Annotated in this window: 21 protein-coding genes and 1 pseudogene; 9 read left to right on the top strand and 13 right to left on the bottom strand. The window is 68.0% G+C overall.

Annotation, left to right across the window (positions count from 1 at the left end; genetic code table 11):
* The first annotated feature begins 2 nt into the window (after positions 1-2).
* The gene (locus tag STRVI_RS47455) at positions 3-5087 is read left to right on the top strand and encodes a wHTH domain-containing protein (RefSeq protein WP_014054518.1); all 5085 of its coding nucleotides are present in this window, start codon (positions 3-5) and stop codon (positions 5085-5087) included.
* A gap of 239 nt (positions 5088-5326) precedes the next feature.
* On the opposite strand, the gene STRVI_RS04960 is transcribed toward STRVI_RS47455, so the two are convergent.
* The 4 genes from STRVI_RS04960 to STRVI_RS04975 form a co-directional block, all read right to left on the bottom strand.
* Complete coding sequence (locus STRVI_RS04960) at positions 5327-5599, bottom strand: hypothetical protein (RefSeq protein WP_014054519.1); 273 nt, start codon at positions 5597-5599, stop codon at positions 5327-5329.
* Complete coding sequence (locus STRVI_RS04965; RefSeq protein ID WP_014054520.1) at positions 5596-5949, bottom strand: DUF6247 family protein; 354 nt, start codon at positions 5947-5949, stop codon at positions 5596-5598. The genes STRVI_RS04960 and STRVI_RS04965 overlap by 4 nt, the downstream gene beginning before the upstream one ends.
* 90 nt (positions 5950-6039) lie before the next feature.
* The gene (msrA, locus tag STRVI_RS04970) at positions 6040-6726 is read right to left on the bottom strand and encodes a peptide-methionine (S)-S-oxide reductase MsrA (RefSeq protein ID WP_014054521.1); all 687 of its coding nucleotides are present in this window, start codon (positions 6724-6726) and stop codon (positions 6040-6042) included.
* A gap of 196 nt (positions 6727-6922) precedes the next feature.
* Positions 6923-8020, bottom strand: coding sequence for a hypothetical protein (locus STRVI_RS04975; RefSeq protein ID WP_014054522.1), 1098 nt, complete (start codon positions 8018-8020; stop codon positions 6923-6925).
* Between the two features lie 137 nt (positions 8021-8157).
* On the opposite strand from STRVI_RS04975, the gene STRVI_RS04980 reads away from it, so the two are divergent.
* The gene (locus STRVI_RS04980; RefSeq protein WP_014054523.1) at positions 8158-9321 is read left to right on the top strand and encodes a cystathionine gamma-synthase; all 1164 of its coding nucleotides are present in this window, start codon (positions 8158-8160) and stop codon (positions 9319-9321) included.
* Between the two features lie 125 nt (positions 9322-9446).
* On the opposite strand, the gene STRVI_RS04985 is transcribed toward STRVI_RS04980, so the two are convergent.
* The 3 genes and pseudogenes from STRVI_RS04985 to STRVI_RS04995 all read right to left on the bottom strand — a co-directional run bounded on the left by STRVI_RS04985 (position 9447) and on the right by STRVI_RS04995 (position 11017).
* Positions 9447-9701 carry a hypothetical protein gene (locus tag STRVI_RS04985; RefSeq protein WP_014054524.1) on the bottom strand — a complete coding sequence of 85 codons (255 nt, stop codon included), beginning with the start codon at positions 9699-9701 and terminating at the stop codon, positions 9447-9449.
* Positions 9702-9913: 212 nt separating this feature from the next.
* Positions 9914-10408: pseudogene (locus tag STRVI_RS04990) on the bottom strand (sigma factor-like helix-turn-helix DNA-binding protein); the annotation flags it as partial.
* A 108-nt stretch (positions 10409-10516) separates the two neighbouring features.
* Positions 10517-11017, bottom strand: coding sequence for a MarR family winged helix-turn-helix transcriptional regulator (locus STRVI_RS04995; RefSeq protein WP_014054526.1), 501 nt, complete (start codon positions 11015-11017; stop codon positions 10517-10519).
* 228 nt (positions 11018-11245) lie between these two features.
* Between STRVI_RS04995 and ilvA the strand changes: the two genes are divergently transcribed.
* Positions 11246-12688, top strand: coding sequence for a threonine ammonia-lyase (gene ilvA / locus STRVI_RS05000; RefSeq protein ID WP_014054527.1), 1443 nt, complete (start codon positions 11246-11248; stop codon positions 12686-12688).
* A gap of 114 nt (positions 12689-12802) precedes the next feature.
* Here ilvA and STRVI_RS50435 read toward each other — a convergent pair whose 3' ends face one another.
* On the bottom strand, positions 12803-12943 hold the full coding sequence (locus STRVI_RS50435) for a hypothetical protein (protein ID WP_435532575.1): 141 nt from the start codon (positions 12941-12943) through the stop codon (positions 12803-12805).
* 124 nt (positions 12944-13067) lie between these two features.
* Here STRVI_RS50435 and STRVI_RS05005 point away from each other — a divergent pair, with 124 nt between their 5' ends.
* Complete coding sequence (locus STRVI_RS05005) at positions 13068-13670, top strand: aldo/keto reductase (RefSeq protein ID WP_050993620.1); 603 nt, start codon at positions 13068-13070, stop codon at positions 13668-13670.
* A 44-nt stretch (positions 13671-13714) separates the two neighbouring features.
* Here the strand turns inward: STRVI_RS05005 and STRVI_RS05010 are convergent, their stop codons facing one another.
* Positions 13715-14731 carry an aldo/keto reductase gene (locus STRVI_RS05010; protein WP_043235427.1) on the bottom strand — a complete coding sequence of 339 codons (1017 nt, stop codon included), beginning with the start codon at positions 14729-14731 and terminating at the stop codon, positions 13715-13717.
* Between the two features lie 83 nt (positions 14732-14814).
* Between STRVI_RS05010 and STRVI_RS05015 the strand changes: the two genes are divergently transcribed.
* The 3 genes from STRVI_RS05015 (at position 14815) to STRVI_RS05025 (ending at position 17953) form a co-directional block, all read left to right on the top strand.
* A complete protein-coding gene (locus STRVI_RS05015) occupies positions 14815-15720 on the top strand; it encodes an AraC family transcriptional regulator (RefSeq protein ID WP_014054530.1) in 906 nt (301 codons plus the stop codon).
* A gap of 383 nt (positions 15721-16103) precedes the next feature.
* Positions 16104-17090, top strand: coding sequence for a daunorubicin resistance protein DrrA family ABC transporter ATP-binding protein (locus STRVI_RS05020; protein WP_014054531.1), 987 nt, complete (start codon positions 16104-16106; stop codon positions 17088-17090).
* Positions 17090-17953, top strand: a complete 864-nt coding sequence (locus STRVI_RS05025; protein ID WP_014054532.1) for an ABC transporter permease — start codon at positions 17090-17092, stop codon at positions 17951-17953. The genes STRVI_RS05020 and STRVI_RS05025 overlap by 1 nt, the downstream gene beginning before the upstream one ends.
* Positions 17954-18096: 143 nt before the next feature.
* Here STRVI_RS05025 and greA read toward each other — a convergent pair whose 3' ends face one another.
* Both greA and STRVI_RS05035 read right to left on the bottom strand, forming a co-directional pair.
* Complete coding sequence (greA, locus tag STRVI_RS05030; RefSeq protein ID WP_014054533.1) at positions 18097-18594, bottom strand: transcription elongation factor GreA; 498 nt, start codon at positions 18592-18594, stop codon at positions 18097-18099.
* 187 nt (positions 18595-18781) lie between these two features.
* Positions 18782-19186, bottom strand: coding sequence for a DUF4307 domain-containing protein (locus STRVI_RS05035; RefSeq protein WP_014054534.1), 405 nt, complete (start codon positions 19184-19186; stop codon positions 18782-18784).
* 97 nt (positions 19187-19283) lie between these two features.
* Between STRVI_RS05035 and mca the strand changes: the two genes are divergently transcribed.
* Together mca and STRVI_RS05045 are read left to right on the top strand one after the other, a co-directional pair.
* A complete protein-coding gene (gene mca, locus STRVI_RS05040; RefSeq protein ID WP_014054535.1) occupies positions 19284-20156 on the top strand; it encodes a mycothiol conjugate amidase Mca in 873 nt (290 codons plus the stop codon).
* 7 nt (positions 20157-20163) lie between these two features.
* Positions 20164-20412 carry a hypothetical protein gene (locus STRVI_RS05045; protein WP_014054536.1) on the top strand — a complete coding sequence of 83 codons (249 nt, stop codon included), beginning with the start codon at positions 20164-20166 and terminating at the stop codon, positions 20410-20412.
* 115 nt (positions 20413-20527) lie between these two features.
* On the opposite strand, the gene STRVI_RS05050 is transcribed toward STRVI_RS05045, so the two are convergent.
* Positions 20528-23815, bottom strand: a complete 3288-nt coding sequence (locus STRVI_RS05050) for a tetratricopeptide repeat protein (protein WP_014054537.1) — start codon at positions 23813-23815, stop codon at positions 20528-20530.
* A gap of 158 nt (positions 23816-23973) precedes the next feature.
* On the bottom strand, positions 23974-24921 hold the full coding sequence (locus STRVI_RS05055; protein WP_014054538.1) for a LysR family transcriptional regulator: 948 nt from the start codon (positions 24919-24921) through the stop codon (positions 23974-23976).
* Between the last annotated feature and the right edge of the window lie 9 nt (positions 24922-24930).

Raw genomic sequence — 24930 nt, forward strand, 5'->3', positions numbered from 1 at the left:
AAATGCACAGGGCTCTTTTGCTCTTCGTGAACCAGTATGAGACCACGGACTGGCCAGACCTGCAGTTCCTTTCGAGGGAGTATCAAGCAGTCCGAGAGTCGTTATCCGCCCATGGCTACTACATCGACCAGGGGAGCGCCTGCGGGGATCTTGACGCGTCTACGCTAAATGAACGGATTGAGGCTTTCATTCAGGGAGGGCGCCCGAGAGACCATCTAGTCGTCTATCTCAGTGGCCATGGGTATCATTTCGATCGCACACACTGGTTTGCCGCGCATGATTCCAAGCTGACTGGCCAGCAGACCATGAGCGTAACTAACGTAAAACTTGATGGAGGTTGGGCTGATCTCGTAGAAGCAAGCGACGTAGAACAGGTTCTGTTTATAGTTGACGCTTGCCGAGATCGACTCATTGACTCCCGTTACCCTTCTCACATGCCGGCCGTGTCTCCACCGGAAGGCTCTGAACGACTTACCTACCTAATGGCATGCGCTCCCGAGCAGCCAGCTGTTTTCCTATCTACTGATTCAATCGAGAGTGAGACGTTTAGCCTATTCACACAGGCCTTCCGAGAAGTCCTGTCAGACATCGACGGTCATCTCCCCGTAGATCTACTGCGCAGGATGATGGAAGAGGTGATGGGCGACCTTCATGCACACCACTGCAGCAGTGCTCCCATCCAGGTGCCCCGCCTAAGCGGAGAAGAGGGCACTCTAAGATTTCCAATCTTACCCGATCGGTGCCCCAAGAGCGCCAAAGAACTAGCCTCGAAGAATGCTGTCTGGGAAATGACCTCTTCCGGTCATCAGAGGAACCGTGCCCAGTATGAGGTAGGACTGGTGTGCTCTCGCCTAGATGAAAATATCCGGGAAGAGCAGCGGCTGCTGCTATCTGACCCGTGGATTGATTGGCATGCGCATGGGCGGACGTCTCAAAATCTAGAAGAGGTGATCGGCTACCTTCCGAGGGACTCCCAATTCGCGACAGCTGAGGTAGCCCTCTTGGTGCTCCTACCTCACTTGTACCACGGTTTTCGAATTCGGTTGGCGCGGCAAGTCGATCAAATCCTTAACCGGTCCTTTGAGGCGCTCGCCGGCACGCACGAGGCGTGGTTGCCATACCCTCGACTGCAGCGCCAAACGGAGTCCAGGCTCAGCTCTATAAGAGGACGCCGTGACCGGAAAATTGCAGATTCATGGGTGCTGCACCAATATCTAGCTCGACCTGGCGATGCCCATAAGCACGAAGATGAGTTGCTGCGTTATCTCGATGTAGTACTAGCCGGGACCGATGAACTCACAGACGTTCTAACAATTGATACGGTTTCATGGCTGTTTCGAGCCATGTTCTACGGGGGGAGCACACTAGCGGAGGAACCCGATTTCTACCCCGGCCGGAGGGAAATCCGCTATCAGTTGATTGGGTATATTCTCGCTGCTTCTCAAGCAATGGCTCTAGATATAGCTGAGCTACCGCCTGTACTGGTGGAGCATTCAGGAGGAAAAGACCGCATAACATTCCTGCAGATCAGAGAAACCATAAGGAATGCGAGATGGCAGGCCGCTGGTCGCACCCTCCGCCTTGAGGCACGCTGTCCGCACCAAGCCGTGATGGTAGCCCTACAAGAACGAGCAGATTCTTTAGACGGCCTACTTTACACAGCAACGGGTGTCAGGGGATTGGAAAGGCTCCCGAACAGGGCCTCTGGTGACGGGGTAGGTCCTGAAGAGGACGCGCAAACGGGCCGCTTGAAATTTCTGCCCGTTGCAACTCGGTTCGGGCTCGATGGCACAAGGGTTCGAGACCTCTTGGCTGGCGAACAGTTGTATTCCGATAGATCTCTAGCCGTACGAGAGCTCTATCAGAATGCCCTAGATGCCTGCAATGTGCGCAAGGCGCGGGAAAGCTTCAGGCCTGGAGAAGGCGAAGACACATGGCAGGGCCGAATCGAGATTCGCCAGGGCTCGGTCGGAAGTGTGCGATTTGTTGAATGCATTGATAACGGTTCAGGCATGGGTCGGGGGGAATTACTTCATGCTTTCGCCCAAGGCGGGGTTCGACTCTCCCATTTGATGGAGTTCCAGGAGGAGAAGCTGCAATGGCGAAGGAAAGGCATTTCATTTTACGAGAACAGTCGATTTGGCATTGGTGTGCTCAGCTACTTCATGCTCGCCGATGAAATTGAGGTGACTACCTGTAAGTTCCATAGGGACCGGACGAGGGGGCGCGTTCTGAAGGTCGCTATAACTGGTCCCGATAACCTATTTCATGTTGAGGAGAGCACAGACGACGTCGAATTCCTGGGCGAAGCCTGTGGTACGCGCGTTCGACTCTACCTACGTAGTGACGTTAGCGATTTTTCATGTGTGGCGGCTCTTCGACCTGTCCTGGGCGTAGCTGTGTACAACACTGCCGCTGAGTTTGAGGGCGAGCGCGATCTTTGGGAGCCGAACACCTATATCAGTAGAAGTGCTTCCTTTGATCAAGGACGCATCGATGCTTCAGGGAATGTGGTAGCTGATCCGGGTGGCGAGGTTTTTTGGTGCGAGTATGGTGGGGCCCTGCTCGTCGATGGGATTTCCGTCGAAGGCAGTTGGGGTATTCCTGTCGACCAATCCAAGATGGCCGACCGTACTAATGTCATGCATATTCCGGGTGCTGTCGTTAATCTCAGAGGCGCAGTAATCGTATCGGATGGACAAAGGAAAAGGGTTCCACGACTGACAGTTGACCGCAACCAAATCATCGACGATGTCTCCGAGCCAGTAACGAGGAAGTTGCGGGCGGCGACTACGAGCTTGATGTCTGCCGATTTCCTTACGAGCCGTTGGCTTGAAAAGGCGGCTAACGTAGAACCGCGACTTGCTGATGTTATAGTCGAGGGGCTGGTCGACCTTGATGCCAGTCTGGCTTACGATGACGGGTTCGCTCCGATGGGGCGCACAGGATATTTTCCCGGAGACGAAGTACTTCGCGCTGACTGGCAGAGTGGAAACTTCGTTGAGCGAGACCTGAGCTCAGTGAATGCATTGCCGGACGCGCCTACGGTCGCCTACCTTCCGCCGCACCTGTCTCTGTGGCGATATGCTGCCCACTTCCCGGACGAAGTGAAGCAATGCCTAGATGATCTATGTCCTGCAGACTGGGACACTGCAGTAATTCGGCCGGCACTGCCTTCTGATTCTCTCCTACTTGGCGGCAACCTAAGTGCGCTTGCCGCACAACGGTGGGACGCTCACAGTAGTTTGGCTAGAGCCCTCCACGCCTCTCGAAGGCTTCACGGGGACTTAGCTTCCGTAATTCAACAGCTTGAGACCCTAGGCCAGTCTGTGCCGTTCGCATCCAAGGCTCTTTCGATGCTGAGGCCAGTCCTCTACTCATTGCTGGGAGCACAAAGAGAAAGGGGTGACTATCGACCGTTTCCTCAGAGGTCGCCCATTTCGCCCGTATCGTTGTTGCAGGCCTGTCATAGCGCCAAAGTAACTGTTCCAGAAGCAATCAGCATTCTGACTGATTTCGGCTATGACGTATCTCGCTGCATCCCACTGAAAGAGGAAGGGAGTGAGACATCGAAGCTGGCCATGATCTTGCTCAGCGACAGGTTTGATGGACGATCTCCCTGGTTCACGGGTACCTTTGACACTCGGAGAGTGATAGCCGCATCCGAAAAACTCCGCTTAAGTGTTAAGCAAGCTAGGGCCGCATACGGCGAGCTGGGATACAAACCACCTATCGACACTTACATCGGCGCTGACTATAAGTTGCACCGCGCTTTGAGTCGCAGCTGTGTCCGTTCCGGCCGGGCGAATGTCGCGGACGTTATCCGCGCTGCGCACACAACCGGGGAATCTCCACTGACCATCGCTAAGAGGCTCCAGGCCTTTGGGATGCGAGTGGAGGGAGAAGTTCCACACGTTACGCCGGAAGGTGCAGGTCTTCTAAACCAATCTGGAGGAGTCTATCGAACCGTAGATCCCGCACAGCCTGTTTCGCTTCCTGTGCTCAACTTTCTTGCTGCACGCACTGGCATGACGCTGGAAATGGTTGCTCACCAGTTGAGCGAGATGGGGCTCGAAGTTCCTTTCGAAACCTACCCTGATGCTTTAATTGATCGGGATATCTCTCTCTTGGCTGAGGGGCTGGACACGAGCGAATATCGAAAAACTGACTGGCTCGACCCTACGGTGGAGGTACCGCTTGCACACGTAGTGCTAGCTGCTGAATCTTTCCGTATGAGTTCTGACGCTGTTAGGGATCGACTTGCTGCGCTGGGGATGAGAGTTCCCGAGATCCCCGATGAGTTGCCTAAAATGGGCGGCGACTACCAGGAGTTCACTGTCCTTCGGGATTGGATCCCCTACAGAAACCGCCGTGCAGTGCCCCTGGGGGCTGTTCTGTGGTGCGCTAGATGGCGGGGTGGGTCAATTTCTAGAGCCGTCCAGTATCTGGAACAGAGGGGATATATTGTTCGTGATGTCCCGGAAGATCTCCAGCGGGCCGATGAGCTCGACGTTGCTCTACTTGAGAACGTTCACGCGATTTCATTTACGGATTGGATGTCTACGGAGGCCGTAGTCCGGGCTGCGGAAATTGCAGGTGTTTCGGTGGTTGCTGCTCGTAAGCGTCTCATGGAACTGGGTATCAAAGTTTCGTACCCGGGTACGCATACTTACCATCACAGAGATGGTGAACTTTTCAAGCAGATCAAGGGTCCGGTCGACTTTGTGTCAGCCGCTTTGGTCCTAGTGGTATCGGATCATTGCTCACGCAGCCCGCTAGAAGTCTCGTTGAGACTCCAGGCTGCTGGTTTCACAGTCCAGGACTTTGAGTATCCCAGTGGCCGGCCAAGCCCATCTGATTTGACCATGTTGAGAGTCAAGGCTTCGGTTGGGGGGGATTACGTTCCGGTCGCTGAACCAGTCGAGCTTGAGCATCTCCTCCTTGCTGCCCACAGGCTAGGTTGCTCTATTCGCGATGTCGCGGAGAGGCTTTCGGTGTTGGGAATGGTGGTTCCCGACGTTGGGGATGCTGTAAGACAGGCTTGGAGTTTGGTACCGAAGGGCGTAAGCGTGAGTGGCTGGACCTGAGCCTCTGGCTACCGCTTACTTCTCCGTCGGCTCCGCAGCCGGTGCGATGCCCGTCGGGCACGACGCCTCGAATGGGTCACTTAGCTTGACCCCCGTGCCGCCCAGCCTGTCGTGCCATGTGACCCAATGGCGTGCTGCTCGTCGTTCCTCTCATGCCTCGTGAAGACGGGAAGGTCGTCCGTTGGACAGGGGGCTACCTGGGCGAGACGCAGTCACCGGTTGGGCAGCGGGTGCCCGAGTTAGATGTGTGGGAAGGGTGGGATGATGCGGACGATCACGATGAGTTGGTCTCGCGGTGCCACCAGAAAGTGGAACCAGCCGTCCGCCGCGTCCATGCGGCGCATGCCTCCCGGCCGGGGGCCATTGCCGAAATCGCTGACGTCGACTCCCATCCCTGCCAGGCCGACCAGTTGCTCCGCGAGACGCTCGACTTCAGCCACCACGTGAGCGGGGATGCCGCCTGCGACGTGGGCGTGATCGGGGTCGTATTCCCAGCGCCAGTCGGCGCTCACCGCGGCGGGAGGCCGAGCGCGGCGTATGCGTCGTCCAGGATCTTGCCGAGAGCGGATGCGGCGCGGCGGGCCTGCGTCGCGTCACCGATCTCGGCGGTGTCCTCCCAGTGACGGAACTCTTTCGCGACATTCGGCTGCCGCTGGATGTGGATATAGACGGCCCACTGGGCGATGAACCGCTGGAGGGGGGCGAGATCGGAAGCCTGGCGGGACTGATCGGCGGCCTGATCCAGCTCCCGTGTGAAGGCGGGCAGGGCGGCGGGCACGATCTGCGCGACGGCCTGGCGGAGGGCCGTGACGGTGGCAGGCGGCTGAGGGATGAGTGGCTGCCCGGCGCTGGAGGTGGTCATTGCTGCTCCCATGGGCGAGATTCTGATCCCTGGGAGCAGCGTATCGAGTCCAAGCTCGATCACATCGCCCGAATGAGTGAGGCGGAGGCCTCAGCTTCCAGCGGGGGCGATGCCCGTAGGGCAGGAGCCGCCCCCGGACGGGTCACTTAGCTTGACGCCCGTGCCGCCGATGCCGCAGTAGCCGGCCGGGTTTTTGTCCAAGTACTGCTGGTGATATGCCTCGGCCGCGTAGAAGGGGCCCGCCGGGAGGATCTCGGTGGTGATCTCGCCGTAGCCGGAGCCCGTCAGGACGGACTGGTAGGAGGCGCGGGAGGACTCGGCCTCGGACTGCTGCTCGGGGGAGTGTGCGTAGATCGCCGAGCGGTACTGGGTGCCGACGTCGTTGCCCTGGCGGAAGCCCTGGGTGGGGTCGTGGGACTCCCAGAAGAGCTTCAGGAGGGCGGCGTAGGAGGTGACGGTCGGGTCGAAGACGACGCGGACGGCCTCGGTGTGGCCGGTCAGCCCGCTGCAGACTTCCTCGTAGGTGGGGTTCTCGGTGTGGCCGCCCTGGTAGCCGACGAGGGTGGTCCAGACGCCCGGGGCCTGCCAGAACTTCCGCTCCGCGCCCCAGAAGCAGCCCAGGCCGAAGTCGGCGACGACCAGGCCCTCGGGGTACGGGCCGGCCAGCGGGTTGCCGAGGACCGTGTGGCGGTCGGGGACCGGGAAGCCCGGTTCGGCGCGGCCCTTCAGCGCCTCCTCGGGGGTGGGGAGGTGGTTCTTGTGGCGGCTGAACAACATCACTGGGCTCCCATGCGGATCCGGCTGGCGGGTGTGGTTCCTCGGGCGGGTGTGGTCCCTTGGGGCGGGTGCGTGCCCTCGGGTGGGTGTGGTCCCTGCGCTGGTGCGGGTCTTACGGCGCGGGGTGTCTCCCTGCGCCGTCCGCTTGTTACAACGGGCTTCGGGGTGTCTGAATTCCGCCGCCCGTCACCTCACCTCACCGCGGCAGCGTCGCCGGGGAGCCGCCCCCGCCCTCCCAGCCCGCGACCGCGAGCGCCCGGTAGACCGTGTACTCGGCCGCCGGGTCCGCCCCGTACGACCACGGGACCGCGCCCACATGGCCGTCCACGTGGCGAAGCTGCTCAAGGGCCTCCGCGTACCGCTCCGCCCGGACCAGGAAGAAGACCAGCAGATGGCGGACGTGCGGCAGCACCGGGTGGTCGGCGGGGGCGTGGCGGACGGCGAAGAGCGCGCCCTCGATCGCCTTCACGATCACCTCGCTCCGGTAGAGCGTGCGGACGAGGTTCGCCTCCGGCAGGTGCTCGAAGACGCCGAAGAGGGGCAGCGCGGGGAGGAGGCTCTTCTCGGGCGCCGAGGCGGCGGCCGCGTGGGTGAAGGTGTCGGCGCGGTCCTGGGAGCCGTGCCACTTCTCGCACCAGTAGTGGAGGGCGGCGAGGTGGGCGCCCATATGGTGCGGGGCGAGCTTGGTGACCTTGGACCACAGCTCCTCGAAGTCGGCCTGCCGGTAGGCCATACCGCGGGCGACGCCGAGTTCGATGATGTGCGGCACCGGGTCGTCCGGGGCCAGCCGGGCCGCCTCGTGGCAGACGTCCCGGGCCTCCTCCAGGATCATCCGGAAGTCGACCGAGGACGGGTCGAGCAGCGCCTGACGGACCAGGAACTCCGCCTGCACCGCCGCCGCGCCCGGGTCCTCGGGGGCCGCCACCCGCCAGGTGCGCAGCCACATCCCGCCCTGGCCGGGGGCCTGGGCGAGCTCGAAGGCCGCCGCCCCGGCCAGCGTCTGCACCCGCTGCCAGCGCAGCTCCGAGGTGGCCTCGGTGAGTGCGAGCAGGCGGGCGGCGGGCTGCCAGTCCTGCCGGGCCTGGACCTCCTCCAGGGCGTCGATGAGCTGCCGGTCCGGGCCGGGCAGCCGTACGTCCAGCCGCTCGCGCGGTACGAAGCCGTACTCCTGCGGATCCGAGGCGCGCATCATCCCCCGCACGGCCTCGCGGCCCCCGCGCCGCCGCCGCAGGGCCGGCATGACGATCAGCCCGCCGATCATGACGATGGCGATGAGGAAGATCAGAAGCTCCATGAGGTGTCCCCGTGTGAAGTTCCGTAACGGCTGGTGGTCCAGAACGGCTGGTGGCCCAGAACGGCTTGTGGTCCAGCCTATGCGCCTCGGCGGTCGTTGAATCCGGCACGGGCGCGTCGGGCGTTACGCTCGGGCGCATGAGCCACCAGCACCCCGAGGGGCACCCTCAGAGTTTCGAGACGCTCGCCATCCACGCGGGCCAGGAGGCCGACTCGCTCACCGGCGCCGTCGTCCCCCCGATCTACCAGGTCTCCACCTACAAGCAGGACGGGGTGGGCGGTCTGCGGGGCGGCTATGAGTACAGCCGTTCCGCCAACCCCACCCGCAGCGCGCTGGAGGCGAACCTGGCGGCGCTGGAGGGTGGCCGCCGCGGCCTCGCCTTCGCGTCCGGTCTCGCCGCCGAGGACTGCCTGCTGCGCACGCTTCTGGTGCCGGGCGACCATGTCGTCATCCCGGACGACGCGTACGGCGGTACGTTCCGCCTGTTCGCCAAGGTCGTGGAGCGCTGGGGGGTGGAGTGGTCGGTCGCCGACACTTCCGACCCGGCGGCCGTACGGGCCGCGCTCCGCCCCCGTACGAAGGTGATCTGGGTCGAGACCCCGAGCAACCCGCTGCTCGGCATCACCGACATCGCCGCCGTCGCCGACATCGCCCGCACCGCGGGGGCCAGGCTGGTGGTGGACAACACCTTCGCCAGCCCCTACCTCCAGCAGCCGCTCGCGCTCGGCGCGGACGTCGTGGTGCACTCCACCACCAAGTACATGGGTGGGCACTCGGACGTCGTCGGCGGTGCGCTGGTCGTCTCCGACACCGGCCTCGGGGACGAACTCGCCTTCCACCAGAACGCGATGGGCGCCATCGCCGGGCCCTTCGACGCCTGGCTGGTGATGCGCGGCATCAAGACCCTCGCCGTCCGCATGGACCGGCACAGCGCCAACGCCACGCGGATCGCGGAGATGCTCGTCGCGCACCCCAAGGTGACCCGGGTCTACTACCCGGGGCTGCCGGAGCACGCGGGGCACGAGATCGCGGCCAAACAGATGCGGGCCTTCGGCGGCATGGTGTCGTTCCAGGTCGCGGGCGGCGAGGAGGCGGCGGTCGACATGTGCGACCGGGCGCGGCTGTTCACGCTCGGGGAGTCGCTCGGCGGCGTCGAGTCGCTGATCGAGCACCCGGGGCGGATGACGCACGCCTCGGTGGCAGGCTCGGCGCTCGAGGTGCCGGCGGATCTCGTACGGCTGTCGGTGGGTATCGAGTCGGTCGACGATCTGCTCATGGACCTGAGCCGGGCGCTGGGCTGACGGCTGGGCCGGGTGGCTGCCTGGCGGCCTGATCGCCTGCCGCCCTACCCGCGGATCTTTGAGGGCGGTCACCGTCGTTCGGCGGTCACCGTCCTCCTCCGGTGGTCACCGTCCTCCTCCGGTGGTCACCACCCTTCGAGGGGTGGGGTGGTGTCGGTGGGCGGCGGCGCGGTCCACGGTTCGACGATCGCCGCCCAGACGGCGAAGGCCACGACCGCGGCGACCAGCAGCAGCCAGCCGATGGTGCGTACGACCTGGTGGCGGCGGAGCATCCGCCGCCCCCGTTCGGTCGCGCGGCCCGCCAGATCCGGCGGCAGCGCCGGATGCGGGCCCTCCAGCATCCGGCGGACCTCGGTCTCCTTGCGGTCCGGGAAGCTCATGGCGCCACCCCGGTCCCTGTTCCAGCCCCGGCTTCCGTCCCGGCTCCGGCTTCCGTCCCGGCTCCGGCTTCCGTCCCAGCCCCGGCTCCCGTCCCGGCTCCGGCCGCGCCGGTGGCGGTCCGGCGGCCGGTGGACGGGGGCGTTCCGGCGGGCGGAGGTTGTCCCTCGGGCGGGAGCTGTCCCGCAGAGGGGGGTGTTCCACCGGCCGGAGGCTGCCCCGCGGACGCGGGCGTTCCGGTGGACGAAGGCGTTCCGTACGTACCGCGCCGCGGCGTCGCGCTGCGCATCGCCGTGACCGCGCGGGTGCAGATCGCCCGGACCCGCTCGACCGGGAGGCCGAGCGCCGCCGCCGTCTGCTCCTCCGCGACCCCCTCGTACAGCCGCAGCACCAGCACCAGCCGCTCCTGCGGGGTGAGCCGGGCCAGGAGGCCGCCGCGCGGGTGGCGGTAGCGGTGGCCTCGGTGGGCGAAGAGGGCGGCCAGCGTCCGGCGGGTGTGGTCGTACGGATCTTCGCCGCGCAGCCGGTCCCAGCGGGCGTACGTGCGCGCGAGCGCGGCGGTCAGCAGGCGCTCGGCGGCTTCGGTGTCCCCCGTCGGCTCCCCCGTGAGCAGCGCGGCCGCATGCAGCAGGCGGCCACCCGCGCCCGCGACGAATATCTCGAACTCCCGGGCCCGGCGGCCATCCCGTGCTGCCCGCCGCTCTCGCACCACGTCCTCCGCCTCCCGTTCCTTTAGGACACGGCAGGCACGGGCACCCGGTCAAGAGGTCTGCCAAGAGGTCTGCGAGGTCTGTGCGGTGGCGCGGTCGCGCCGGGGTCAGGTGGCGGGCGACGCCTGGGGCACCGTGCTGTGTGCGGCGGAGAGGGCGATGTTGAACCGGGTCAGCAGATCGCAGAAGAGATCGCGCTCCTCCGCCGTCCAGTCGTCGGTCACGCGGGCCATCAGGTCGCGCCGTGAGGAGCGCACTTCCTCCAGGCGGGCCTTGCCGCGCGGGGAGAGCTGCAGCACGACCGCGCGGCCGTCCTCGGGGTGCGAGGTGCGCTTGACCATGCCGGAGTCGACCAGCGGGGCGACCTGGCGGGTCACGGTGGACGAGTCGATGCCCATGCTCCCCGCGAGCGCCTTGACCCCCATCGGGCCTTCCTGGTCGAGCCGGTTGAGCAGCAGATACGCGGCTCGGTCCATGGAGTTGCGGGCCTGGCCGACGCCGCCGAGCCGGGTCTGTTCCGCACGGCGGGCGAAGACGGCGACCTGATGCTGGAGCGTGTCCAGTACGCCGGTGTCGAGTTGAGTCGTCATGTCCGATTGGGTGGGCATGGCATAGGGCTCACTTCATGCGGTGGTCTGTGGGATGTGGCACAGAGTACGCGGCCGGGGCCCTGCCCGTACGGGGGCTGCAGAAACCTGACGACCTCCGAGCCACAACCTGCCGTTCTGAGCCGTTATCCGTCGCAGCAGCCCGCCGGTGGGCCTTGGCCCGGTACCCGACCGGTGCCGGCCCGGGCCGCGGGGGCGTGCCGGGGGTGAGCTGCCAGACTGGGGACCATGGCTGCACGACACGGCGACGAGGACGGGCCCGGCTCCGGGTCCGGCCCGGCCTCGCACCCCACCTCCTCCGCTTCTGCTTCCGCCTCCACGGGTTCCGCGGGGTCTGACCTCGCTTCCGGCGCCGCTTCCGGCTCCGGGGGGCCCGCCTCCGCTTCTGGCTCCGAGGGGTCCGGCCCTGAGGGCTCCGCCCCCGGGGGCCCTGCTTCCGCTTCCGTCTCCGAGGGACCCGGGACGATCAAGAGGATCACTCTCGACGACATCCGCGGAGCGCAGAAGACGCTGTCGGGGATCTCCCGGCTCACCGCGCTGGAGGGCAGCCGCTATCTGTCCGGTCTGGTCGGCTCGCCGGTCCACCTCAAATGCGAGAACCTGCAGCGCACCGGGTCGTTCAAGCTGCGCGGCGGTTATGTGCGGATCTCCGGGCTCAGCCCCGAGGAGCGGGCGGCCGGAGTGGTCGCGGCGAGCGCCGGGAACCATGCGCAGGGCGTCGCCCTCGCGGCCTCGCTGCTGGGGGTGCGCTCGACGGTCTTCATGCCCGAGGGCGCCCCGCTGCCGAAAATCGCGGCCACCCGGGACTACGGCGCCGAGGTGCGGCTGCGCGGCCAGATCGTGGACGAGACGATGCGGGCGGCTCAGGAGTACGCCGAGCGCACGGGCGCGGTCTTCATCCACCCCTTCGACCACCCGGACATCATCGCGGGGCAGGGCACGGTGGGGCTGGAGATCCTGGAGCAGTGTCCCGAGGTGCGCACCGTGGTGGTGGGCATCGGCGGGGGCGGGCTGGCGGCCGGGATCGCGGTGGCGGTGAAGGCGCTGCGGCCGGATGTGCGGGTGGTGGGGGTGCAGGCGGAGGGCGCCGCGGCGTATCCGCCGTCGCTGGCGGCCGGGCGGCCGGTCTCGATCGAGGCGCCCGTGACGATGGCGGACGGCATCAAGGTGGGGCGGCCGGGCGATGTGCCGTTCCAGATCATCGACGATCTCGTCGACGAGGTCCGTACGGTCACCGAGGACGAGCTGTCCAGTGCGCTGCTGCTCTGCCTGGAGCGGGCGAAGCTCGTGGTGGAGCCGGCGGGCGCGAGTCCGGTGGCCGCGCTGCTGTCGGCGCCGGAGTCCTTCGAGGGGCCGGTGGTCGCGGTGCTCTCGGGCGGCAACGTCGATCCGCTGCTGATGCAGCGCATCCTGCGGCACGGCATGGCCGCGGCGGGGCGCTATCTGTCGCTGCGGCTGCGGCTCACCGACCGGCCGGGGGCGCTGGCCACGCTGCTGGGGGTGCTGTCGACGCTGGACGCCAATGTGCTCGACGTCAGCCATGTACGCACCAATCCGCGGCTCGGGCTGAGCGAGGCCGAGGTGGAGCTGCACCTGGAGACGAAGGGGACGGACCACTGCGAGGAGGTCCGGGAGGCGCTGAGCGGGGCCGGGTACACGGTGATGGCCTGACGACGGGAGAGGGTCCGCCGCCGCGGCGGGGCTGATGCCTGGTTGCCCGGGGGCGCCGTCGCCCGGTACGACGTCGCCCCCGGGCGGCCCTGTCGACCGTCGGCCTGTGGGATCTCACCCCGGCACCCGGCGCAGACGGCCGTCGTCCGGCAGGCCCACCTGGTGCGGGCCGAGGGCGGCGCGGCGGGCGCGCAGGAAGTCGCCCAGTTCGTTGCTGCCGGCAGGGCCGCTGGAGGGATTGACGTGCTGCTCCATGATCCCAGTATTGCGCCGGACGGCACTCAGGTGCCTGGTACTGGTCTGCATAGTCAGGGCTCGCCCTGGCGCCGCGTGCCCCGCGGTGTGACGGTGGAAACGGGTCGGCAGACGACCGCGAGCCGTGGACGAGCTTCACCGTGAGGGGCTCTTCCGCGAGTTCGGCCTCAGCAATGTCAGTGCGGCGGATGTGCGGACGGTCCTCGACATCTGCTCGACGAACGGATGGGTCCAGCCGACGGTCTATCAGGGGTTGTACAACGCGGTCTCGCGCCGCGCCGAGGACGAGCTGTTCTGGGACCTGGCCGAGCTCGGCATGCGGTTCCACGCCTACAACCCACTCGCGGGAGGCGCCTTCGCACCGGGCTTCGCGTCCAGGGAGGCCGAGCCGGGCTCTCGGTGGGACCCGAACCTGCCGCAGGGGCAGCTCTACCGTTCGCGCTACCTGAACCCGGCTTACCTGGCCTCACTCGACGCGATGCGTGAAGCCTGCGGGCAGGCCGGAGTGTCGCCGATCTCCGCGGCACTGCGCTGGCTGGTGCACCATTCGCAACTGCGCGGCGAGGCGGGAGACGGGATCATCCTCGGGGCTTCCTCACCGGCGCACCTGACCCAGAACCTCGCCGCGGTGGCCGAGGGCCCCCTGCCTGCCGCCGTTGTCGGCGCCATCGACGACGCCGCCGAGATCGCCCGCCCGAACTGGGCCGAGATCTCGCGCGTCGTCTGACCGAACGCCCTTTCCGCGCGTCGTCTGACCGAACGCCCTTTACGTCACCGAGCGGACCAACTGGGCATGCGCTCCCGCGGGTAGCGCGAGCCGGCGGCGCCGTGCGGCACGATCTGCTGGACGCGGGCCAGCTCGTCCGCGGTGAGGTCGATCCGGGCAGCGGCGACGTTCTGGGCCAGCCGGTCCGGATCACGCGTGCCCGGGATGGGCACGATCTCGTCTCCCTGAGCCAGCAGCCACGCCAGGGCGAGCTGGGTGACCGTGATGCCCCGTTTCTGCGCCAGTGCCGTGAGGGAACGGATGGCGGCCAGGTTGCGCTCGTAGTTGCCGGGCTGCCAGCGGTCGTCCCGGCTGCGCATGTCGTTGGCCGGGTACGCTGTGGCCGGCTGCACGCCGCCGGTGAGGAACCCGCGGCCCAGGGGCGAGTACGGCACGAATCCGATGCCGAGTTCGCGGATCACCGGGAGGATCTGCGCCTCGACGGAACGCTCGAGGACGGAGTACTCGGTCTGGAGCACCGAGACGGGCGTGACCGCGTGCGCGCGGCGGATGATGTCCGGCCCCGCCTCGCTCAGGCCGAACCAGCGCACCTTGCCTTCGGCGATCAGCTCACCGACGGTTCCCGCGACGTCCTCGATGGGCACGTCGGGGTCGACGCGGTGCTGGTACAGGAGGTCGATGTGATCGGTGCGCAGGTAGCGCAGGCTGTTCTCGGCGACCTCCCGGATACGCTGCGGCCGGCTGTCCAGACGGGTGCCGATGTCCGACGGATCGCTCATGTCGAAGCCGAACTTCGTCGCCAGTACGACCTCGTCGCGGAACGGTTCCACCGCCCGGCCCAGCAGCTTCTCGCTGCTGCCCTCGCCCAGTCCGTACATCTCTGCCGTGTCGAAGAGGGTCACGCCCAGCTCGTACGCGCGGCGGATGGTGGCCTCGGACCGGGCGCTGTCCGAGTCCCCGTACGCCACGGTCATTCCCATCGTGCCCAGCCCGATGGCTCCGGCCTGCAGGCCCTGGGATCCGAGGTGCCGCTGCGGAAGTGCTGCTTTCTCGCTGTTCATGCCGTCAACGCTAGGCATCACGCCTCAGGGAAGCATGGGCACGCGCTGGCGTATTCTTGCCTGAAACTCCCACCGGAGGGTGCATGCCAGCCGATCTCGCCGAGTTGATCAGCCGCCACCGCACCCAGCCGCGAACCCCCAGCGCGGTGCCCCGGCTGCGCGTCGTCGCGCTGGACACGCCGGTCCCGCCGACCGATCTCACCTACACGCCGATGGTCTGCCTGGTGGCCCGCGGCGCCAAACGCACCGTGGTCGGCGCCCGCAGCCGGGTGGCACGAGCGGGCGAGATGTACCTGAATCCGGTGACGATGCCGGTCGTCGCCGTGTTCGAAGAGGTTCCGTATCGCTCCGCGGTGCTCCACCTGGACGCGCGCCTGCTCGCGGACGTGGCGGCCGATGCGAGGCCCGCGCGAGGCCCTTACGAGCCCGAGGCCCTGGGAAGCGTGCGGGCCGACCCCGACGTACTCGACGCACTGGCACGCTGGGCCCGCCTGCTCGACACACCCGAGGACATTCCCGCGCTGGCGGAACACCGGGAGGCCGAGCTTCTGTACAGGCTGCTGGAAAGCCCCCTGGGCGCGCAGCTGCGCGCGTGCGTCCTGGCGGACTCGGCCACCGGCCGGATGCGCCAGGTGGCCCGGTGGATCACCGAGCACGCAGCCGAACCGCTGCGCGTCGAGGACATCGCGCGCGAGGCCCGGATGAGCCCCACCACCCTGCATCGCCAGTTCCGGGCCGTCATGGGGACAAGTCCGCGCCGGTTCCAAAAGGGCGTACGCCTGCAGGACGCGCGCCGTCGGATCCTCGCCGAGGGAGAGACAGCAACCGAGGCGGCGACCGCCGTCGGCTACGTCAGCACCTCCCAGTTCAACCGCGAATACCGTCAGGCGTACGGCCTTCCGCCTCTGCAGGACGCCGTACGAATCCGCCGGCACCTCGCCGGCCTCGCCGACGCGGCCCACGAGGGAGAACCGGACACCACAGGATGACAGGCACGGTGCCCGCACACCCCAGTGCAGATCGATGATCGCCCGTTCATATCGCCACCCCCGCGACTCCACCGCCTGCCGGGCCCACGCGAAGGCGAAAGCCACCGCCGGTGCGGACAGACGCCGACGCGGCTTGACGTCCACCACCACCGGGCCGTGCTCCGTGATCAGGAAGTAGTCCGGGATGTGCTTGCGGACTTCCCCACCCACGGACAGCCATGCCGTCGGCTGCGCTGCCCTGTCCTGCTTTCTTTGCCTCGCGTATGTCGCGATGTATCGCGTTCCCGGTACCATTGCCGTCCAGTTGCTGCCGAGCGCTGCCCATATGGTCGGACTTATGCCTTGATTGAGTGTGGAACGGCCCCAACCCCGGGAGTGCCAACATGCCAGGCGCTATTCACGCCGAGGGTCTGGTGAAGACCTTCGGCGACGTAAGGGCTCTGGACGGCGTCGACCTCGACGTACCGGAAGGAACCGTGCTCGGACTGCTCGGCCCCAATGGCGCCGGCAAGACCACCGCGGTGCGCGTGCTCACCACGCTGCTGCGCCCGGACAGCGGAACGGCGGTGGTCGCGGGGGTGGACGTGCTGAAGAACCCCGACGAGGTCCGCCGCTCCATCGGGCTGTCCGGCCAGTTCGCCGCCGTGGACGAGTATCTGACCGGCCGCGAGAACCTCCAGATGGTCGGCCAGCTCTACCAGATGGGAGCGCGGGCGGCCAGAGCCCGCGCGAGTGAGCTGCTGGAGCGGTTCAGCCTCGCGGAGGCGGCCGACCGCACCGCCAAGACGTACTCCGGCGGGATGCGCCGGAGGCTGGACCTCGCCGCGGCCCTGGTGGTCAGCCCGCCCGTGATGTTCATGGACGAGCCGACCACCGGTCTTGACCCGCGCAACCGGCAGGCGCTGTGGGAGGTCATCCAGGAGCTGGTGGCCGGTGGCACGACGCTGCTGCTGACCACGCAGTATCTGGAGGAGGCGGACCATCTGGCGCATGACATCTGCGTGATCGACCGCGGCCGGGTCATCGCCCGCGGCACCTCCGACCAGCTCAAGGCCCATACGGGCGGGGAGCGGGTGGAGGTCGTGGTGCATGAGCGCGAGCACATCGCGGTCGCCCAGGAGGTCCTGCGGGTCCTGGGCAAGGGCGAGACGACCGTGCAGGAGCACACCCGTCAGGTCACCGTCCCGGTCGTGGGCGGCGCCAAGCTGCTCGCCGAGGTCATCCGCGAACTGGACACCCGCGGTGTGGAGATCGACGACATCGGGCTGCGCCGCCCGACCCTGGACGACGTGTTCATCTCCCTCACCGGCCGTGGGACCGAGGACGGACTCCAGGGCGGCGGCGAGGCCGAGAGCAAGGGAGTCGAGTGATGGCCGTCGTCGAGGAGACCGGTGCCACCGTCGCGGCGGCCCCCCGGCCGCGCGGCGGACCGCTGCGCTCCGTCCGGGACTCGCTGGTGGTCGCCAAGCGCAATCTCCTGCGGATGATGCGCATCCCGGAGATGGTGGTGTTCGGCCTGGTGCAGCCGATCATGTTCGTGGTGCTGTTCAGCTATGTGTTCGGTGGCGCGATCATGGTTCCGGGGCAGGCCAGCGCGGATGCCACGGTGTATCGCGAGTTCCTGATGGCGGGGATCTTCGCGCAGACCGTGACGTTCGCCACGGCGGGCGCGGGGGCGGGGATCGCCGACGATATGAACAAGGGGCTGATCGACCGCTTCCGGTCACTGCCGATGGCGCGTGGCGCGGTGCTCACCGGCCGTACGCTCGCGGATCTCGTGCAGACGGCGCTGACACTGGTGGTGCTGGCGATCGTCGCGGTCATCGTGGGCTGGCGGATCCATGACGGCGCCCTGAAGGCGCTGGGCGCGTTCGGGCTGCTGCTTCTGCTCGGCTACGCCTTCTCGTGGATCGGCGCGCTGATCGGCCTGTCGGTACGGACGCCGGAGGCGGCCACCTCGGGCGGGCTGATCTGGCTCTTCCCGCTGACGTTCATCTCGAACGCCTTCGTGCCGTCCAGCAAGATGCCCGCCGTGCTGGGCCATATCGCCGACTGGAACCCCTTCAGCGCGACGGTGCAGGCGTCCCGGCAGCTCTTCGGCAATCCGGAGGGCGTGGTCTCGGACGCCTGGCCGATGCAGCATCCGGCGCTGGCGTCGGTCCTCTGGTCACTGCTGATCATCGTGCTCTTCCGGACGCTGGCGGTGCGCAAATACCGCTCGGCGACCGCCTGAGCGGCCCGGCCGGGGATCGTGGTGATCGGGAGCGGCCCCGCTGGGGCCCGCTGGGGCGTGTGGTGATCGGGAGCGGCCCCGGCAGGGGGTGTGGTGATCGTGGAGGAGCCCCGGCCGCCCGGCCGGGGCTCCACACCGGGCGCTCAGCCCTGGTACGGCTTGGCCTCCAGGATCCGCACTGAGGCGGTGCGGCCATTGGGCAGCTCGTATTCCGCGTCCTGGCCGACCTTCTTGCCGTTCACACCCGAGCCCAGCGGGGACTGCGGCGAGTAGGTCTCGATGTTCGCGCTCGCGTACTCACGAGAGGCGAGCAGGAAGGTCAGGGTGTCGTCCGGGTCGCCGTCGAACGCGATGGTGACCACCATGCCGGGGGCGACCACGCCGGTGTCCGCGGGTGCCTCGCCGACCTTCGCCTGCTGCAGGAGCTGCGTCAGCTGACGCACTCGGAGCTCCTGCTTGCCCTGCTCTTCCTTGGCGGCGTGGTAGCCCCCGTTCTCGCGGAGGTCACCTTCCTCCCGGGCAGCCTCGATCTTCTTCGCGATCTCGACACGTGCGGGACCCGACAGGTACTCCAGCTCGGCCTTGAGCTGGTCGTACGCCTCCTGGGTCAGCCAGGTGACGTTCTCGCTGGTCTGGGTCACAGGTGCTCCTCGTCGGTGCTGGGAATACAAATGAACGCCCTACTCAGAAGGGTGCGCCTTCAAAGCGGGGCGAAACCACGAGCCTAACAATTCCGGCAAGAAACGGGGAGGAGGGAACTGGGCGCAATGCGCAGGAAAGCCGTCAGTGCTGGTCAGATCGGGGCAGCCGCCGACACGTCCGGTCCGATTATCGTCCGGGCTCGCAGCCGATCAGCTCGGCGCTGGTCGCCCGGGCCGTGGTGCGCACGGTCACCACCTTGACCAGGTCGCCCTCGCGCTGGTCGAAGGTGAAGTCCTTCCGGCCGACCTCGTCGTGGTACTCATCCAGGGTACGCACGGTGCAGACACCGGTGGCGTCCTTGTCCTTGGTGATCTCCAGCCGGACGTCGACGGCGTCGTCGGCGACCACCTTGAAACCGGTCAACCGGCCGCTGACGTCCTGACCGGCGATGTAGTCGTATCCGAACCACGCGATCAGGGCCAGCAGCCCGGCACCGAGCACCGCGCCGACGATCTTCAGCGTGCGGTCGGCACGCGCGTCCGCGGACCGGCCGTATCGCCCGTCGGGAAGACCCTCGCGCACGGCGGCCATGGGCGTTCCTCCTGCTGGGAGAGACATCGGAATTATTTGTCCCTGGTTTAGGTCACTATAGAAGCCGTCTTCCACGACGAATCACTGAGGATCGAACTTGACTGAGCAGCTGCGTTTGATGGCCGTGCATGCGCACCCCGATGACGAGTCGAGCAAGGGCGCGGCCACCATGGCCAAGTACGTGTCTGAGGGGGTGGACGTGCTGGTCGCGACCTGCACAGGTGGAGAGCGCGGCTCCATCCTCAATCCCAAGCTCCAGGGTGATCCCTACATCGAGGCGAACATTCACGAGGTCCGCGCCAAGGAGATGGACGAGGCGCGCGAGATCCTCGGCGTCAAGCAGGAGTGGCTGGGCTTTGTGGACTCCGGACTCCCCGAGGGCGATCCGCTGCCGCCACTGCCCGAGGGCTGCTTCGCACTGCAGGACGTCGAGGCAGCGGCGGAGCCCCTGGTGCGGCTGATCCGCTCGTTCAAGCCGCAGGTGATCACCACCTATGACGAGAACGGCGGCTATCCCCACCCCGACCACATCATGACCCACAAGATCACGATGGTGGCCTTCGAGGCGGCCGGTGACCCCGAGAAGTACCCGGAGGCGGGGGAGCCCTGGCAGCCGCAGAAGCTCTACTACAACCAGGGCTTCAACCGGGCGCGCACCGTCGCCCTGCATGAGGCGCTGCTGGCCCGCGGGCTGGACTCGCCGTACGAGGAGTGGCTGGAGCGCTGGAAGACCTTCAACCGGCCCGAGCGCACCCTGACCACCTATGTGCCCTGCGCCGACTTCTTCGAGATCCGCGACAAGGCGCTGATCGCGCACCGTACGCAGATCGATCCCGATGGCGGCTGGTTCCGGGTGCCCATGGACGTCCAGCGGGAGGTCTGGCCCACCGAGGAGTACGAGCTCGCCAAGTCACTTGTGGACACTTCCCTCCCCGAGGACGACCTCTTCGCGGGCATCCGCAACAATTGAGCCCATGATGAGCGCCACCAGCACCCTCGCCATGACGCATCTCGTACCGCTCGCCAAGGACCTGGACGAGAACAAGGTGACCCCGGGCGTCCTCGGTTTCATCGTCTTCGCCGTGATCGGCGCGGCGGTGTGGTTCCTGATGAAGTCCATGAACAAGCACATGAAGCGGGTGGACTTCGAGGAGGGGCCGGAGCCCGGCAAGGCTCCGACGACGGCCTCCGCAGAAGCCACCAAGGGCGAGGAGCGCACGGCCTGAACCCTGGCCGGGCCCGACCGCGTGCCCCGCGTGAGCGGGGCCTCCCGGCCCGGCCGACGGGATCTCGCATATCCCGGCCCCTCTCCGCGCTCTTCGTGACCAGGCCCTGTCCGGCCTAGCCGCGAGGCTCCGGCCGCACGGCCATGACCTCGCGCGAGTGGCGGCTCGGCACCATGCCGAGCTGCCATGCCTGCCACCCCGTTTCCGGCTCGACGCCGCGCTCCAGCACCAGCGCGAACGCCTCCGCGCACCCCTCCAGCCGGGAATCCCCTGCGGTGCCCTCCTCGCGCATCTCCCGTGCCAGCTCCGCCAGCTCCTCCTGGGCCACTGCCGTGCCGATGACCGAACCGCCCGCGGAGGCGAACGGCAGCAGGGTGCAGCGCAGGAACCGGGCCCAGGAGCGGCCGCGCCGGTCCCCGTACCCCGCGAACAGCCCGGCCGCCTCGTCCACCAGCTCCAGCGCCTGCGCCGCCTTGCCGTTTCCCGCGTCGATCACCGCCAGCTCGACGCAGGACCATGCCTCGCCATGGGCCACACCCACCCGCCGGAAGTCATGCCGCGCGTCCTGGAGGAGCTGGCGGGCGAAGCCGCTGTTGCGCAGCGAGCCCGTCTGCGCCGCCCGCAGATCACGGGTGACCCGCGCCGAGTGATGACGGGAACACGCCAGCCCGTACACATCCCGCATCCGGTTGAACATCAGGCGGGCCCGCTCCAGCTCGCGCAGCGCCGAATCGTGGTCGCCGCGCTCCTCCAGCGCCTGGCCCAGGTAGTACAGCGTCCAGGCCTCACCGCGCGCGTCCTCGTTCTCCCGGTGGCGGGAGAGGGCCTGGCGCAACTGGTCGACGGCCGCCGACGCCTCCCCGGCCACCAGCCGGGCCCGGGCGAGCTGGGTGAGCGCCCATGCCTCACCGCGCTGGTCATGGGTGCGGCTGTAGGCGTCCAGCGCGCTCCGCAGCTCGGCCTCGGCGCGCGGCACCTCGCCCATCCGCAGACATGCCTGGCCGAGCTGGAAGTGCGCCCACGCCTGGCCGTGCAGGCTCTCGCTCTCCTGATGCAGCTCCAGGGCCGCGTCCAACAGCTCCAGCGCCTCGGCCAGCCCGCCGCGGTCGCGCTCCACGGCCGCCAGGGCGTGCATCGTCCAGCCCCGGTCACCGCGCAGCTCCTCGGCCTGCTGGAGCTCCAGCGCCTCGCGCAGCTTGGCCGCCGCCTCCCCGAGATTGCCCTGGTGATGCAGGGTGATGCCGAGACTGCACAGGGCACGGGCCGCGCCCGCCTGGTGCTGCGCCTCGAAATACAGGTCCACCACCGAGGACAGCGTGGTGCGCGCCTGGTCCAGCTCGCCGAGCTGGCGGGCCGCGATACCGGTGCGCCACTGCACGGACCGCATCAGCAGGCCCTGGTCCACGGCCTGAGTGAGCTCGCTGATCTCGCCCAGCCGGTAGAGATCGCCGCGCAGCAGGCAGTAGTCGCACAACGCGCCCAGCAGATGCAGCACCGCGGACTGGTCCACGCCCTCCGCATGGCGCAGCGCGGCGGTGATGAAGCTCGATTCGTCGTCCAGCCAGCGCAGCGCCGCGTCCAGCGAGGTGAAACCATGGCCGCCCGCCGCGCCCTTGCCGAACATATCGGCCCGGGTGGACGTCTTGCCGTCGACCAGCCGGATCACCGAATCCGCGAGCTCGGCATAGCTGCGGATCAGCCGCTCCTGCGCGGCGGTGCGCTGCTCCGGCTGCTCCTCGTCGAGCAGCCGGGCATGGGCGAAGGAGCGCACCAGGTCATGGAGGCGGTAGCGGCTGCCGCGCACATGCTGGATCAGCCCGGCCCGGCCGAGCGCCTCCAGATGGCGGCCGGCCGCCTGCTCATCCGTGTCCAGCAGCGCCGCGGCCGCGGCGCCGCCCAGGCTGGCCCGCCCGGCCAGCGCCAGCCGGCGCAGCAGCCGCCGGGCGCCGTCCTGCTGGTCGGTGTAGCGCAGCCACAGGGCGCGCTCGATCGCTCCCACCGGCCCGTACGCCTCCAGCTCGGTGACCAGGGCGGCGGGGGTGCGGGGGCCGAGCGAGGAGCCCGCGATCCGCAGCGCCAGCGGCAGCCGCCCGCACAGCTCGGCGATCCGCTCCACGGACTGCCCGTCATAGGGGCCGGTCCCGGTGGGCTCCTCGGCGGAGGTCCGCAGCAGCTCCTCGGCGCCCGGCTCGTCCAGCGGGCCCACCTCCATCCGGTGCACCCGGGCGGCGAGGTCGGCCGGCAGATCGAGCGGAGTGCGCGAGGTGATCAGGACCAGGCTGTCGGACCGCTCCGGGATCAGCGTGCGCACCTGCTCGGCGTCGTGGGCGTCATCCAGCACGATGGTGACCGGCAGCCCGGTCAGATACTGGTGATACAGCTCGGTGAGCCGTCTGATGTGCTGGTCCTGCGAGGACCGCTCCCGGAAGAGCAGTTGGTCGCGGGGTGCGCCGAGCCGGTTCAGCAGATGCAGCAGCGCGTCGCGGGTCGGCAGCGGGGCCTGCTCGGGGCTGTCGCCGCGCAGATCGACCAGGCACGCACCGCGGAACTGATCGCGCAGATGGTGGGCCGCCCGCACGGCCAGCATCGTCCGGCCGGAGCCCGGCGGGCCCTCCAGCAGCACCACCGTGGGCTGGGTCTCGGTGGACGCTCTGGCCTGCTGCACCCACTGCGCGATCTGGGTGAGCTGCGCCCGGCGCCCGGCGAACGGGCCCTCCGCCTCGGGGAGATGGGCGAAGGACTGGTCCAGCACGGTGCGCCTGCGGGCCGCCTGGCTGCGGTCCGCACCGCGCAGCCTCGGCACCTGACCGGTCGAGGAGGAGGTGGAGCGCTTGGCCGAACCGCCGCCCTGGCGGGTGGCGGCCGAGGTCATCCGGTGCTGGTCGATGAACGGCCGGATGCCCCGCACCTCGACCGCCGTGAGCCACTGCAGCCGCAACTGCTCGGACCCGCCGGGCTGGTTGCGCAGCGCGGCCTGGCGGTGGGCGGCGGGCCAATGGCGCGTGGTGAGCTTGACGACGGCGGCGGCCGATCCGGCCACGGCGGCCGTCACCCCCGCGCCCAGCGCCGTGCCCGCCGAGGTGCCGTAGGTGAGATCCGCGCCGAAGGCCGCCGCCGCGGCGACCGTCGCGGCCAGCGCCGGGGTGCCGAGCTGCCCGCGCGACAGCCGCTCCGAGAGCGGTCTGCTGCCCACGTCGGATTCGTCCAACGCGAGCACATACGCCCCGTACTCCTCCGCGGCGGTCGCGGCCATCTCGTCCAGCGCGCCTCGCGCGCGGCTGAGCAGCACCCCGCCATCGGTGCGCCCGCCCGAGCGGCGCACCTCCTCCTCCACGGCCCGCGACAGCAGCCGCTCAACTTCCGTCCGGTGGCTGTCCCGCAGCACCGCCAGTGACCCCGGCATGTGATCCCCCTCCTGCAGCAGTGCCCTCAGTCTTCCGCTTCTGGCTCTTATCCGGCAGCCCTGTGGATAACTCCCCTGTGGACAACTTCGCCTGCCTCGCCGAGTGATGACTCCCGGGCTTCAGCCCGCTGCGGCCCCTGACAGGCGGGGCCGAGGTCTCAGCGGTCGGCGTCGGCTTCGTCGGCTCCGTCGTTCTCGGACTCCGACGTTCCGGACGGAATGCGCGGTGGGGTCAGCAGATCGGCGAGGGCGGTGAAGTCGGTGATGAGCGGTGAGCTGCGGGTGGCGCTCCAGGCGAGACAGACATGGCCCGCTCCGATGCCCTCGACGGGGAGGATGACGACGTCGTGGCGGGTGTAGAAGTTGGCGGTGGAGAGCGGGATGACGCAGATGCCGGCCCCGGCCGCTACCAGTTCGAGTTTCTCCTCCACGCTGTTGATCGGTGGGACTTCGGCGCGCTCTCCGGTGCGCAGCTCGTTGGCCACATCCCGCCACTCCGGTACGGCGTCGGGGTCCTGGAGCAGATGCTCGCCGGCCAGGTCGCCGACCGGGAGCGAGGACTTCGTGGCCAGCGGGTGGTCCGCGGGGAGCACGACGACGCGGGGTTCGGTGAACAGGGGCCGCACCCGCAGCCCGTGCTGGTCGACGGGGAGGCGGACGATGCTGACGTCGGCCCGGCCGTCGTGCAGCACCTCGACCTGGTCCTGCCAGCCGGTCCGCAGCAGCCGGACGTCCAGTCCCGGGTGGCGGGAGGTCAGGGCGCGCACCGCCGGGGTCACCGTGATGCCCGGCATGAAACCGATGGTGAACCTCGGGGTGTCGACGGCCGCGGCGGTGACCGCGCGGACCATGGCCGTGGAGGCCGCCAGCAGCCGGGGGGCTTCCGCCAGGAGCCGGGCTCCGGCCGCGGTCAGCTCGGTGCCACGTCGGTCGCGGCGCAGGAGCTGGACGCCGAGGTCGTCCTCCAGCGCGCGCATCTGGCGGGACAGGGCCGGCTGGGCGATATGCAGCCGCTCGGCGGCGCGGCCGAAGTGCAGTTCCTCGGCGACCGCCACGAAGTAGCGCAGCTTGCGCAGGTCGACGTCCACGCCGGTGCCCTCTCTCATCGTCCCCGT

It is taken from the genome of Streptomyces violaceusniger Tu 4113 (assembly GCF_000147815.2).
Lineage (GTDB): Bacteria > Actinomycetota > Actinomycetes > Streptomycetales > Streptomycetaceae > Streptomyces > Streptomyces violaceusniger_A.

Coding starts and splice junctions, on each gene's coding strand:
- STRVI_RS05035 (WP_014054534.1), bottom strand. CDS start 19,186: ATGGCCGCCGTGCGCGAGGGTCTTCCCGACGGGCGATACGGCCGGTCC.
- STRVI_RS47455 (WP_014054518.1), top strand. CDS start 3: ATGCACAGGGCTCTTTTGCTCTTCGTGAACCAGTATGAGACCACGGAC.
- STRVI_RS05050 (WP_014054537.1), bottom strand. CDS start 23,815: ATGCCGGGGTCACTGGCGGTGCTGCGGGACAGCCACCGGACGGAAGTT.
- STRVI_RS05045 (WP_014054536.1), top strand. CDS start 20,164: ATGAGCGCCACCAGCACCCTCGCCATGACGCATCTCGTACCGCTCGCC.
- STRVI_RS04980 (WP_014054523.1), top strand. CDS start 8,158: ATGAGCCACCAGCACCCCGAGGGGCACCCTCAGAGTTTCGAGACGCTC.
- STRVI_RS05025 (WP_014054532.1), top strand. CDS start 17,090: ATGGCCGTCGTCGAGGAGACCGGTGCCACCGTCGCGGCGGCCCCCCGG.
- STRVI_RS04975 (WP_014054522.1), bottom strand. CDS start 8,020: ATGGAGCTTCTGATCTTCCTCATCGCCATCGTCATGATCGGCGGGCTG.
- ilvA (WP_014054527.1), top strand. CDS start 11,246: ATGGCTGCACGACACGGCGACGAGGACGGGCCCGGCTCCGGGTCCGGC.
- STRVI_RS04985 (WP_014054524.1), bottom strand. CDS start 9,701: ATGAGCTTCCCGGACCGCAAGGAGACCGAGGTCCGCCGGATGCTGGAG.
- STRVI_RS05010 (WP_043235427.1), bottom strand. CDS start 14,731: ATGAACAGCGAGAAAGCAGCACTTCCGCAGCGGCACCTCGGATCCCAG.
- STRVI_RS05020 (WP_014054531.1), top strand. CDS start 16,104: ATGCCAGGCGCTATTCACGCCGAGGGTCTGGTGAAGACCTTCGGCGAC.
- STRVI_RS50435 (WP_435532575.1), bottom strand. CDS start 12,943: ATGGAGCAGCACGTCAATCCCTCCAGCGGCCCTGCCGGCAGCAACGAA.
- msrA (WP_014054521.1), bottom strand. CDS start 6,726: ATGTTGTTCAGCCGCCACAAGAACCACCTCCCCACCCCCGAGGAGGCG.
- STRVI_RS04995 (WP_014054526.1), bottom strand. CDS start 11,017: ATGCCCACCCAATCGGACATGACGACTCAACTCGACACCGGCGTACTG.
- STRVI_RS04965 (WP_014054520.1), bottom strand. CDS start 5,949: ATGACCACCTCCAGCGCCGGGCAGCCACTCATCCCTCAGCCGCCTGCC.
- STRVI_RS05015 (WP_014054530.1), top strand. CDS start 14,815: ATGCCAGCCGATCTCGCCGAGTTGATCAGCCGCCACCGCACCCAGCCG.
- STRVI_RS05055 (WP_014054538.1), bottom strand. CDS start 24,921: ATGAGAGAGGGCACCGGCGTGGACGTCGACCTGCGCAAGCTGCGCTAC.